This is a genomic window from Helicobacter sp. UBA3407 (assembly GCF_949747025.1).
Lineage (GTDB): Bacteria > Campylobacterota > Campylobacteria > Campylobacterales > Helicobacteraceae > Helicobacter_D > Helicobacter_D ganmani.
Map to the genome: position 1 here is coordinate 17,620 of NZ_CATKCB010000161.1, position 12,482 is coordinate 30,101.

Annotated in this window: 11 protein-coding genes; all 11 read left to right on the top strand. The window is 36.4% G+C overall.

The genetic code is table 11. The features are described from left to right. Positions 1 to 4 precede the first annotated feature (4 nt). Entirely contained in the window at positions 5 to 976 is a 972-nt protein-coding gene (gene secF / locus Q1553_RS06080) for a protein translocase subunit SecF (protein WP_115551642.1), read from the top strand. Continuing rightward, positions 976 to 1,317 carry a DUF6394 family protein gene (locus Q1553_RS06085; RefSeq protein WP_115551641.1) on the top strand — a complete coding sequence of 114 codons (342 nt, stop codon included), beginning with the start codon at positions 976 to 978 and terminating at the stop codon, positions 1,315 to 1,317. Before secF ends, Q1553_RS06085 begins: the two co-directional genes overlap by 1 nt. An 8-nt stretch (positions 1,318 to 1,325) precedes the next feature. Continuing rightward, positions 1,326 to 3,788, top strand: coding sequence for a leucine--tRNA ligase (gene leuS / locus Q1553_RS06090; protein ID WP_297579378.1), 2,463 nt, complete (start codon positions 1,326 to 1,328; stop codon positions 3,786 to 3,788). Beyond that, entirely contained in the window at positions 3,788 to 4,297 is a 510-nt protein-coding gene (gene lptE / locus Q1553_RS06095) for an LPS assembly lipoprotein LptE (protein WP_115551639.1), read from the top strand. Before leuS ends, lptE begins: the two co-directional genes overlap by 1 nt. Then, on the top strand, positions 4,297 to 5,523 hold the full coding sequence (locus Q1553_RS06100) for a diguanylate cyclase (RefSeq protein WP_115551638.1): 1,227 nt from the start codon (positions 4,297 to 4,299) through the stop codon (positions 5,521 to 5,523). The genes lptE and Q1553_RS06100 overlap by 1 nt, the downstream gene beginning before the upstream one ends. Then, positions 5,513 to 6,760: a Mur ligase family protein gene (locus Q1553_RS06105; protein WP_115551637.1), complete on the top strand. Its 1,248-nt coding sequence runs from the start codon at positions 5,513 to 5,515 to the stop codon at positions 6,758 to 6,760. The genes Q1553_RS06100 and Q1553_RS06105 overlap by 11 nt, the downstream gene beginning before the upstream one ends. Before the next feature lie 8 nt (positions 6,761 to 6,768). Next, positions 6,769 to 7,704 carry a M23 family metallopeptidase gene (locus tag Q1553_RS06110; protein WP_115551636.1) on the top strand — a complete coding sequence of 312 codons (936 nt, stop codon included), beginning with the start codon at positions 6,769 to 6,771 and terminating at the stop codon, positions 7,702 to 7,704. After that, positions 7,623 to 8,087, top strand: coding sequence for a polymer-forming cytoskeletal protein (locus Q1553_RS06115; protein WP_115551635.1), 465 nt, complete (start codon positions 7,623 to 7,625; stop codon positions 8,085 to 8,087). Before Q1553_RS06110 ends, Q1553_RS06115 begins: the two co-directional genes overlap by 82 nt. After that, entirely contained in the window at positions 8,074 to 11,130 is a 3,057-nt protein-coding gene (mfd, locus tag Q1553_RS06120) for a transcription-repair coupling factor (RefSeq protein ID WP_300842817.1), read from the top strand. Before Q1553_RS06115 ends, mfd begins: the two co-directional genes overlap by 14 nt. Positions 11,131 to 11,138: 8 nt before the next feature. Continuing rightward, complete coding sequence (locus tag Q1553_RS06125; RefSeq protein WP_300668148.1) at positions 11,139 to 11,960, top strand: TIGR00282 family metallophosphoesterase; 822 nt, start codon at positions 11,139 to 11,141, stop codon at positions 11,958 to 11,960. A gap of 2 nt (positions 11,961 to 11,962) precedes the next feature. Continuing rightward, positions 11,963 to 12,482: hypothetical protein (locus tag Q1553_RS06130; protein ID WP_300842818.1), on the top strand; the 520-nt coding region annotated here is incomplete at its 3' end.

Sequence of the window (12,482 nt, forward strand, 5' to 3'; positions counted from 1 at the left end):
AAAAATGGATTTTTTCAAACACAAAAAAATTTATGATTTTGTCAAGATGTCAAGCTATGGAATCGTGCTTTCTTTGATTTTGTTTGTTGTGTCCTTGGTTTTGTTTATGAAACCGGGCTTCACATTGGGTGTGGATTTTGCTGGTGGGACATTGATTCAACTACAATACGAATCACCTGCGCCTTTGGCAGAGATTCGGGCGAAGTTGGATTTGGTAGATTCCTATAAAGGTGCGCAAGTCAGTGAGTTTGGTTCTCCTGAAGAGATTTTAATCAAGCTACCTACCGCGACTTCAAGCGTAAATCAAAACATTGGTGAGGAAGTCGCAGAAGTCTTGAAAGATACTGGTACATTGAATATTAGACGTGTAGATATTGTCGGTCCAAAAGTGGGGAGCGAATTGCAAGAAAAAGGCACTTTAGCCCTTGTATTGGCACTTGTGAGTATTATGCTGTATGTTTCTTATCGTTATGAGTGGAGATTTGCACTAGCGGCGGTTTTGGCACTTGTGCATGATGTCGTGATTTCTGCGGGTGCTGTGATTTTGTTTGATATTGACTTAAACCTAGAAGTGATTGCTGCACTTTTGACTTTGATTGGTTATTCTATCAATGATACGATTATTATTTTTGATAGAATCCGAGAAACGATTGGCTTGCGTGTAAATGATGGTTTAGAAAAGGTTATCAATGAGGCACTTTCTGCAACGCTTTCACGCACAATACTCACTTCTTTGACAATGTTTTTTTCTGTCTTTACACTTTATCTTTTTGGAGGAGAAATCATCAAAGGCTTTAGTCTGCCGATGTTGGTAGGTTCTATTGTGGGAAGTTATAGTTCTATTTTTGTTGCAAGTAAATTAGTGATTTTATTTAAGTTTGATTTAAAAAAATATCATCAAAAAGTTGCTGATGCCGAGCGTAGAGCATTGGAGAAAAAGAAATTACGCGAAATGTATGAGAAAGGAAGGATATAATGGATTGGGGTAAGGTTCTCTTTATATTTTTTATTTTAATGAGTTTAACTTCTACAGTCGGATTTTTGTATGACCAAAGCCTTGTAATGCTATTTATTGCCGGTGGCGTCAATCTTTTATCCACGATTTTAAAAGTTGGTGTAAGAAGTTATATGTCTGCAGAATTAATGGCAGCCTCGCTTGTAGCGGATTTACATTTAATTCCCTCTTTTATCTATATGCAGGTATTTGATAATACAAATGTCGCAGTGGCTTTGGCATTAGGAGCAGTGGTGGCAAATATCGTTTCTATCGTATTTGTAGCAATTGAAAGCGTTAAAAGCTATAATGACTACAATTAGGAGTAAATGTGGAGTATAATGCAAAAGCAATTGAAAAGAAATGGCAAGATTTTTGGGAAGAGAATCAAGCATATGAACCAAAACCCGATAAAACATTACCCAAAAAATATATTTTAAGTATGTTTCCTTACCCTAGCGGTAATATTCATATGGGGCATGTGCGCAATTATTGTATTAGTGATGCAATTGCTAGAAAATTTCGCAAGGAGGGATTCAATGTCTTGCACCCGATTGGTTGGGACGCCTTTGGAATGCCCGCAGAAAATGCTGCAATAAAACATAAAACTCACCCAAAAGTTTGGACTTATTCTAATATTGAAAATATGAAACGTCAGCTTTATAGTTTGGGATTCTCATTCTCTAAAACACGCGAATTTGCCACTTGTGATTCTATTTATTCTAAATGGGAACAATCTTTATTTATTGCAATGTGGGAAAAAGGCTTGATTTATCGCAAGAAAGGTTTTTTGAATTGGTGTCCAAAAGACCAAACCGTGCTTGCAAACGAGCAAGTGATTGAGGGGAAATGTTGGCGCTGTGATACTCCTGTGGTGCAAAAGGAAATGTATCAGTATTACATTAAAATTACGGATTATGCACAAGAATTATTGGACGATTTAGAAACATTAGAAGGTAAATGGCCTAATCAAGTGCTGACAATGCAAAGAAATTGGATTGGCAGGTCAGAGGGATTGAAATTCACTTTTAAATTAGAAAACAAAATAGAATATTCAAAAGGTGCGATAGAGAATATAGAAGTTTTCACTACGCGTCCAGATACAATTTTTGGTGTAAGTTATTGCGCTTTGGCTCCAGAACACCCTCTTGTAAAAGCGGTTTTAGAAAATGCAGAATCTTATGGAATCACACAAAAACAAACAGAGCAAATCCTTGCGATTCAAAATACAAGCGAAAAAGAGCGCGCACAACAAGACAAAGAGGGGGTGCCACTTGGTATTTCCGTAATCCACCCGCTAACACACGCAAAAATTCCGCTATGGGTCGCAAATTTTGTCCTCATCAGCTATGGAAGCGGTGCGGTTATGAGTGTGCCTGCACACGATGAAAGGGATTATGATTTTGCCAAAAAATACCACTTACCGATTCTCCCTGTCATTATTGCAAAAGATTCTAAGGCAAAGCTAGCAAAAGAGAACTTTTATGACGGAAATGGAATCTTAATTCATTCGCAAGAATTTAATGGATTGGATAATGAAGAGGCAAAAATCAAAATTATTGAATATTTTGAGAAAAATCAATTAGGTAAAGCTGTTGTGAATTTTAAATTGCGGGATTGGGGTGTTTCAAGACAGAGATATTGGGGCACTCCGATTCCATTAGTGCATTGTAAAGATTGTGGAATCGTAGCAGAGACAAATTTGCCTGTTACATTACCTGAAGATGTTGTGATTGACGGAGAGGGAAATCCGCTAGATAAGCACCCTTATTGGAAGCATTGTGCTTGTCCGCAATGTGGCAAAAATGCTGTGAGAGAGACAGACACATTAGACACTTTTGTAGAATCTAGTTGGTATTTTTTGCGTTATACGACACCGACACAATTGCGTCAAGAAGAAGCCTTTAGTCGCGCAGATGAGAGTTATTGGATGGATGTAGATGAATATATTGGTGGAATTGAGCACGCAATTTTGCACTTACTTTATTCACGATTTTTTACAAAAGTCCTACGCTCTTTGGGCTATACGGATTCTAGTGAGCCTTTTTCTCATCTTTTGACGCAAGGTATGGTAACCAAAGAAGGCGCAAAAATGAGCAAATCTAAAGGAAATGTGGTAGATCCAGAGGAAATTATTGCGCAATATGGTGCAGATACTGCACGATTATTTATTCTTTTTGCAGCACCTCCAGTGCGCGAATTAGAATGGAATGATTTTGCCTTGGAAGGTTCATATCGCTTCATTAAACGACTTTGTGCTAAGGTGGAAAAGATACAAAAAATACAAAATTTGCCCAAAATCCAATCGCAAAATTTAAATGAAAAAGAAAAATATGCGCGCAAAAAGGTTTATGAAGCGTTGAAAAAATATCAAGAAACTTTCTGTCACGCCAATGGTTATGCTTTTAATACCCTAATTGCTGCGTGCATGGAGGCTTTAAATGCCTTAAACGAACAAGATAATGCAGAAATTTGGAGTGAGGGATATTTTATTCTTTTAAATATTTTAGAGCCGATTATTCCTCATATTTGTTGGGAATTAAGTCAAGAATACTTTTGCTTGCAAAATTTTACAGAAATTCCAATAGATAAGGAAGCTTTAAAAGAGGATTCTATCGTAATGGCAATCACGATTAATGGGAAAAGACGCGGAGAAATCAAAGTGGATTTAACAAGTAGTAATGGAGAGATTTTGAATCTTGCTAAAGCAGAAGTTGCGAAGTGGATAGAAGGCAAAACAATTCTTAAAGAAATTGTTGTGCCTAAAAAATTAGTAAATTTTGTGGTCCAATAATGTTTGGAATCTTTAAAATTACTTTTTCTATCGGATTTTTGCTACTATTTAGTGCGTGCGGTTATCAGCCCATTGCACATAAGGCTCAAAAGGCAGTGGGAGATAAAGTTTATGTAGAAGTTAAAATCAATGCGCGCGACCCACAAAATAGTGTAGCCTTAAAAGATGAAATCTCAAAGGCAATTTTTGAACGTTTGCACGCAAATGTATCCAATAAGGAGGATTCTACCGCTATCATTGAGGTGCAGCTGCAAAGAGTGGCGTTTAGTTCTCTTGCGGAAAATCGCACGGGATTTTCTACTTTTTATCGCTGCGAAGTAACGGTGGAATTTAAATATACCAATACCTTAACACAAGCAACGCGTCAATTTTCAAAAAAGGGTTATTACAATTTTTCACTGAACGATACTTCCGTGATTACAGATTCTATTCGTCTTGAGGCAATCAATCAAGCACTCTTGCAAGCAATTGATGGTTTTGTTTCTCAAGTGGGAATTGAAGTGCAATAATGCAAAATGCTCAAATAATTGCTAGAGAAGCATTGAAAGCATTGTTGAAAGAGGGCAAAGAGCCTACACCAGAATTTTATGCAGAAGCCTTTTATGCTCAAGCAAAAAAATTAGGCAGCAATGTAGGAGAAATAGACTTTAGCACAGAAAAAATCCTTGAAATGTTAGATAAGGAAGTAAGAGAGAGTTTATTTAATCGGAAATTTAAAAATAAAAATGAATTAATTACTTCTTTGGTGCAATCTATCCATCATCTGTTTTTTTATAAGAGAAATTTTTATACTCAATTAGAGATTCTAAAGTTGCTTTTGCGTTTGCTCACGACGCATCCACATAAGGAAATTAGTATGCTTGCCAAAGGACAATTATTGGAAATTGATAAACTCAATGCACAATCTATGCAAATATGGCGTGAGCGTTGGGCGGAACAGATGAAAGGAATCGTAGAATTGGATTTCATAGATTTGGCTAAAGGTTTAGAAGTTTTGAGTGGGTTTAAGATTCAAAATTCTTCGTTTTGTCATTGGCAAGAGGAAGCGCGCAAATGTTTGAAAAAGAATACAAATAAAGAAACCAAGATAAAGCTCTTGCATAAATTAGAAAAAATTTTGAAAGAACAATTTTCCAAGTTAGAGCAAAATCAAGTTGCAAAAAAATCACCAAAACATCATCAAACCACAACTTCTACACATCAGCCAAAGCACAAATCCGTTCCTTTGAAATATAATGACATTTATTCTTTGCCGATTGATTCAATGACAACACTTGTAAGCAAAGAGGGAATGCAAGAAGTATTGGATTTTGCGGAATCGCAATTTCAAAACAATCAAAAAAATTATTCTGTGATTGTTTTTGGGATTGCAGCTTATGAAAAGGTTAAGGAACATTTCGGATTAGAAGCCGCCAAACGCGTTATGGCAACTTTGGGGAGATTGCTCAAACGATACAGCAATGAAAGTGATTTGATAGCATATTATGGTGAGGAAGAGTTTTTGGCTTGTTTGCTAGAACGTTCCAAAGAGGAGGCAATAGAATTTATCCGCAATTTAGATTCCATAGTGAGCCAAAGTATTTTTATGTTTCAGCAAACGCGCATTAATATTTCTCTAAGCGCACAAGTCTCGCACAGGGTAGAATCTGAAAGTTTAGAAAATATGTTAAAAGTAAGTTTGGAGGAATTTAGCAAACACAAAGACTCAAAAGGAATTATTAATTATGAATCTTAACGCACACAATGAGACGCAATTAGAAAGATTTTTAGATGAAAAGGGATTAGAATATGCTCCTTTTGACCCCGCACGCGCTCCCAAAATTTTACAACAATTAAACATTGTGTCTTTGCCTACACAAACAATTATTCAAGTAATTGGCACAAATGGCAAGGGGAGCACAGGAAGGTTTTTGAGTTTAATATTGCATAAAATTGGATTTAATGTCGGGCATTTTAGTTCCCCGCATTTGTTGTCTCTTGAGGAGAGATTTTGGAAAAATGGGGCAAATCTTTCAAGAGAGGTTTTGAATGAAGCATTTTTGGCATTGGATTCCACCGCAGAATTGCAATTAGAAAAAGCAAGCTATTTTGAAGTTTTAACTTTCTTGGCTTTGGAGGTTTTCAAAAATTGCGATATTTTGGTGCTTGAAGCAGGGCTTGGGGGTGAATTTGATTCTACAACGACTTGTGTGCAAGCAGAATTATCGCTTTTTACGAGCATTGGTTTAGACCATCAAGAGTTTTTGGGGGATACTTTAGAAAAAATCGCAACCACCAAATTAAAAGCAATGTCCAAAAGAGCAATTTTGGGATTCCAAAGCGAAAATGCAGAGGAAATTATAAGCATTGCACAAGAAATCGCCAAAGAAAAAAATGCAAAATTAGAAATCCTTAAAGAAATTCCTGATGAGATTTCTCAATGGATTGCAAGGAAAGATTACCCCTATTATCAAGCGCAAAATTTGACTTTGGCTTATTATGGCTTATTGGCTTTGAAAGAAATCTTAGAACAAAAGCAAGAATTTTCACAAAATGTTTTAGCAAATTTTTCGCTAGAGTGCTTAAAGATTCTGCCTTCATTGGATTTGCAAGGGCGTTTGCAAAGGCTTGCACCCAATCTTTATTTAGATGTTGCACATAATGTCAATGCGGCACAAGCGTTAGTAAAGCAATTTAAAAATCATTATTTTAGCCAAAATAAATGTGTTTTAATTTATAATTCATACTTTGATAAAAATCCTCGCGCAGTTTTGAGTGCGTTAGCACCGATAATTAAACGTGTAGAGATATTAGAAATTGCCAATATGCGAATGATTGCAAAGGCTCAATTAGAAAAGATTTTACAAGAATTAAAGATAGAATTTAAAGATTTTAAAATGATGAATCTTAATCCAGAAGAAAATTATTTAGTATGCGGTTCATTTAGTGTTGTCGCAGAGTTTTTGACACATTTTTCAAAAACAAAAAGATAGGGGGAAATGTGAAGAATCGCTTTGTTGTTACTATTACCGATGTAAATGGTTCTAAACAATATAATATTCACCAATATATGAAGCAAATTATGTTGTATATCATCTTGCTTGTTGTTGTGATATTTTTCTTTAGTTTTATCTCTATTCGCCTGCTTTTAAAAGAAGTGGAACAGATTGAAATAAAACGTGATTTAATGCAGCAAGAATATTTGAAAATCAACGAAAAAAATGAGCAATTACGCGCTTTGGTAGATGAAAAAACAGAAGAATTAGTAAAAGTTTCTGATAGAATTGAGGATTTAGAAGGAATCGTAGGCTTAAGCGACCAGATTATTGAAGCACCACAAGATTTAAGTTTGATTGAACGCGTGGATTTAGCAAGAATAACAGGCGCACAAAAGGCATTTGTAATGCAATTAATCCCTAATGGTGTTCCTCTACGTGGAAGTTATCGTATCACTTCTGAATGGGGAGCACGCGTGAATCCTGTCTTACAGCGCACCCAACCTCATAATGGTATTGACTTTGGAATTCCCGTTGGGACACCAATTTATGCGCCCGCAGATGGTGTGGCAGATTTTACCAATAATGGTTATAATGGTGGTTATGGAATTATGGTAAAATTAGAACATTCTTTTGGATTCAAAACATTTTATGCTCATTTGAGCAAAATTGTTGTGAATAAGGGAGATTTTGTGCAACGCGGGCAACTCATCGCATATTCTGGGAATAGTGGTAGAAGCACCGGACCGCATTTGCACTATGAAATTCGCTATTTAAGTCGCGACCTTAATCCGCGCCCATTTATAGAATGGACGATGCGGGATTATACGCAAATTTTTGAAAAGGAGAAAAACATAAAATGGCAATCTTTGCTAACAATGATAAACAAATTAGTGGAAATTCAGGCAACACCAGCATTATCGCACAAGGAACAAAAATAAAAGGTGATGTGATTAGTGAGTGTAATTTACATGTTGATGGGACTTTAGAAGGTAACATTATCGCTAAAACAAATGTTGCAATTGGTAAAAATGGTAGCGTCAATGGTAGTATTAATTCCGAACATTTGGTGGTGAGTGGAAAATTAATGGGAAATTGCGAATGCAATATTGTAGAGATTTTACCACAAGGCAGAATTGATGGTAGTATTACCGCTAAAGAATTGATTATTGAAAAAACAGGTGAATTTGTTGGACAAAGCGTTGTGTATAAAAACAATGAATGCACCAATGGGTTTGATAAAATCAATAAAATGGGTTTAGATAAATCAAAAGTGGCTCCCTTTAGTCTAAAAAAATCAGAGGATGGCGGTGAGTCAAAGTAGTGTTTATGCGTATCTGAAAGGTTTTAAAAAAGAATTTGATTCCCATTTTAAAAATGGTTTAATTATCATAAGTGAAGAGAGGCAAAGTGCGCTAAATGCTAGCGATGTCGCACGATTTTTAGGAATTAACACTTTTGTGTTACCGGATTTTCGCGCTAAATTTGGTGAAGATTTGCGCAGTTTTCAAGAAGAGTTAAGTGAAATCTTTGTTGTGTTAAGAGAGTTTTATTCTTGCAAAAGCCCAAAGATTCTCTTTAGCCCTCTTTCTACTTTATTGTATCCGTTACCCAATGCGGAATCCCTCCAAAGCATTGAATTAAAAGTCGGTTCTACTCTTTCTTTAAAGGATTTCAAAGAAACTTTATTTTACTTAGGCTATGAGTTTGTGGATTTGGTAGAGCTTAGTGGTGAAGTCTCTATTAGAGGAGAGATTATTGATGTATTTAGCTCACAACCTTATCGCATAATACTTTTTGGCGATGAGATAGAGAGTATTCGCACATTTGATGTTCAAAGCCAACTTTGTTCCAAAGAAGAATTAGAAACACTCGCGATTCCACCCGCATTTTTTAACCTCAATGCCGAATCTCATACAATTTTACAAAATATCATCTTAGAACAACAAACTTCTTTTTTGGATATTGAAAAAAGTAGCAGTTTAGCTAGTTTTGGGTTTTGGTATTTGGATAAAATTAACGCTGCGCAAGATTTTTTGCAAACTTACCCATTTATTGTATTGCCAAATGTTAAGGAATTTGCGAAAGAAATTTTAGAATTTCAAGAATACAATGAACAAAGTGTGCAAAGAATCTTAAAGAGCAAAGAAATCCCAAAAAGTGAAGAATATCAGGATTTTGATTATCATTTTAATACTTTAAAAAACTTTTTGGAGTTTCACAAAAATAAACAAATTACTATTATTGCAAAGACGGAATCTCAAGTGCGTCAAGCAGGAATTACATTGGCAGACACACATTTTAAGATTCTGTTAAATTTGGATATTTCAGTCAATATTTTGGGAAAAGATGAGCTTATTTTATCTCTTAATTCTCCTCAGAAACAAAAAAAACACCTTAAGGCTAAAATCTTTTTAGATGAGTTAAATATTGGTGATTATGTTGTGCATTGCGATTATGGGGTGGCAATTTTTAATGGAATCGTGCAGGCAAATATCTTTGGAGCGACGCGTGATTTCATTGAGTTGCGCTATTTAGGTGAAGACAAACTACTTTTGCCTGTTGAAAATTTAGAAAGAATTGACCGCTATGTGGCAGATAGTGGAGGGATTCCATTGTTAGACCGCTTAGGGAAAGGCTCTTTCGCAAAACTCAAAGAAAAAGTCAGAGAAAAACTTTTTATCATCGCAAATGCAATCATCGCACTAGCAGCAAAACGCGAATTGCTTGATGGCGTGGTTTTTGATACAGCAAAGGAGGAAATTTTAATTTTCCAAAATCAAAGCGGATTCCATTATACAGAAGACCAAACGCAAGCAATTACAGAGATTTTTAAGGATTTAAGCTCGGGACGTGTAATGGATAGATTGCTAAGCGGAGATGTGGGATTTGGCAAAACAGAAGTGGCAATGAATGCGATGTTTGCAGCATTTTTGAGTGGTTATCAGTCTGCCATCATTGCCCCAACAACTTTATTGACATATCAACATTTCAATACTCTGCAAGAACGTTTTGCGCCTTTTGGGTTGAAATTAGCCCGCCTAGACCGCTATGTTAGCGCAAAAGACAAAAAGAATATTTTGGCTAGTCTTAAAAAGGGCGATTTAAATGCAGTCGTTGGCACACATGCGCTTTTTAATGTAGAGTTTAAGAATCTAGCCTTGATTATCATAGATGAGGAGCATAAATTTGGAGTGAAACAAAAAGAAAAGATTAAAGAACTAAGCCAAAATATTCATTTGCTTTCTATGTCTGCCACTCCGATTCCAAGAACGCTTAATATGGCACTTTCTCGCATTAAAGGTTTGAGTGAGTTAAAAACTCCCCCAAGTGAGAGGCAGGCTACACGCACTTTTGTGAAAGCCTATGATGAGGTTTTGTTAAAAGAAGTCATCTTGCGTGAGATTCGCAGAGGTGGGCAAATCTTTTATATTCACAACAATATTGCCACAATGGCACAAAAAAAAGAGGAACTTTTAAGTATTTTGCCGCAATTAAATCTTGCGATTCTGCATTCGCAAATCCCCTCTTCGCAAGCAGAAGACATTGTGCTAGATTTTGCCAAAGGCGCGTATCATCTTTTGCTTTGCACAAGCATTGTAGAATCAGGGATTCATCTGCCCAATGCGAATACGATTTTAGTAGATGGTGCAGATTGTTTTGGAATCGCAGATTTGCATCAATTACGCGGACGCGTAGGGCGAAGTAATAAAGAGGGATTTTGTTATCTTTTGGTAGAGGATTTTGAAAGCATTACTGCAGATGCCAAAAAACGTCTTTTGGCATTAGAGAAAAACTCATTTTTAGGCAGTGGAGGGGCATTAGCCTATCACGATTTGGAGATTCGTGGGGGAGGCAATCTAGTGGGCGAAGCACAAAGCGGACATATCAAAAATATAGGCTATTCTCTATATTTGCGTTTGCTTGAGGAGGCGATTTTTACTTTGAGTGGAGATGTGCAACAAAAACAAAACCCCATTGATGTGAAACTTAGCGTTACGGCATTTTTAAATCCCGAATTGATAGAATCGGAGCGGTTGCGTTTGGAGATTTATCGGAGGCTTTCTAAGAGTGAAGACGAAAATGCTGTGTTTTTAATTGAAGGAGAGATTGAGGAGCGATTTGGGAGATTAGATGTCTATACAAGGCAATTTTTGGACTTAATTCGTATTAAAATTATTGCACGGAATTGTGGAATCTCAAGTATTTTGAATTATCAACAAAACATTTCTTTTGTGGATTTAAAGGGTGAGAAATTGATGATTAAAGCCGCAAGCAAAGATGAAGACGATTTATTAACAGCAGTTTTTACTCATTTAGAAAGTTTAAAGTCAAAACAATTACAGAATAAAAGTAAAGAATCTTAAGGAACACAATGCGATTTGGAATGATTGGAGATATTGTTGGTAAGATTGGCAGGAAGCAAGTGGCGCATTATTTGCCTCAAGCAAAAGAGGAATTTGCACTAGATTTTGTTGTGGCAAATGGGGAGAATGCAAGCCACGGATTTGGACTTAGCATTTCTTGTGTGCAGGAGCTTCAAGAAATAGGCGTCAATGTTTTTACAGGAGGGAATCATATTTGGGACAAAAAGGATATTTTTCCTCTTTTGGCATTGAAAAATTCTAATGTCTTGCGCCCGCATAATTATCCGCAAGATGTGGTGGGAAGCGGAATCTATCGTGGGAAAATCAGAAATGAATCTTTTGCGATTCTTAATCTAATGGGACATTTTGGTATGCCACAATGTGATAATGCATTCCTTTGCGCTAGAGGTGCGGTGGAATCGTTACACCAAGAGGGGATTTTTAATATTCTTTTGGATTTTCACGCAGAAGCAACAAGTGAGAAACGCGCAATGTTTATGATGTTAAAAGGGCAAATTAGCGCGATTTGCGGCACACATACGCATATTGGTACAGATGATTTGGAGATTTTTAGCGGGACATTTGGCGTAAGTGATGTTGGAATGTGTGGTGCAAGAGAAAGCGTGATTGGAATGGACGCAAAAGAACCGATTGAGAGATTTTTGAGTGGTTTGCCCAATCGTCTAAATGTGCCAGAGGGGAATGGAATCCCGAGTATTTTTCAGATGATTGTATGTGAGATTGCGCAGGGACAATGTGTGCAAGCCTTTAAGCTTAAGGCGGTAGATGGTGGAAAACTACAAAAGACCTTGAGCGCGGATAAGGAATAGAAATGTTTAAAACAATAAACGCAAAAAATAATATAATCTATCATTTTAAGCCACTAGAAAGCATTTTGCAAAATTCCAAAATTCACTTTGTCGGAAGTGGGAATATTTTGTTTTTAAGTGCAAAAAGTTGTTTGAAAAATACGAATATCAATTTTGGAGGTAAGAATGCTTTGGTATTTATTGGCGATTCTACAATGACTGCGGATTCTATTGATGTGCAACATGAGAGTGTATGCTTCATAGGGAGTAATAATTACTTTAACCCCGCTTCAAGGAGGGGCTTTGCAGCAACAGAGCGTAAAAATATTATTGTAGGTAGCAATAGTTTAATTTCTTATTCTATTTGGTTTAGGACGGCTGACCCTCATTTGATTTATGATAAGGATTCTAATTTACGCCTTAATCCTAGCAAAAGCATTTATCTAGGCGACCATATTTGGGTGGGGCAAGAAGTGGGATTCTTAAAAGGTTGCTTTATTGCTTCGGGTTCTGTCATAGGGGCAAAGAGTTTGGTAACTGCAA

What these genes read in the sequence shown, in the direction of transcription:
- secF (WP_115551642.1), top strand. Translation starts at nt 5, where the DNA reads ATGGATTTTTTCAAACACAAAAAAATTTATGATTTTGTCAAGATGTCA.
- Q1553_RS06085 (WP_115551641.1), top strand. Translation starts at nt 976, where the DNA reads ATGGATTGGGGTAAGGTTCTCTTTATATTTTTTATTTTAATGAGTTTA.
- lptE (WP_115551639.1), top strand. Translation starts at nt 3,788, where the DNA reads ATGTTTGGAATCTTTAAAATTACTTTTTCTATCGGATTTTTGCTACTA.
- Q1553_RS06100 (WP_115551638.1), top strand. Translation starts at nt 4,297, where the DNA reads ATGCAAAATGCTCAAATAATTGCTAGAGAAGCATTGAAAGCATTGTTG.
- Q1553_RS06105 (WP_115551637.1), top strand. Translation starts at nt 5,513, where the DNA reads ATGAATCTTAACGCACACAATGAGACGCAATTAGAAAGATTTTTAGAT.
- Q1553_RS06115 (WP_115551635.1), top strand. Translation starts at nt 7,623, where the DNA reads ATGGCAATCTTTGCTAACAATGATAAACAAATTAGTGGAAATTCAGGC.
- Q1553_RS06125 (WP_300668148.1), top strand. Translation starts at nt 11,139, where the DNA reads ATGCGATTTGGAATGATTGGAGATATTGTTGGTAAGATTGGCAGGAAG.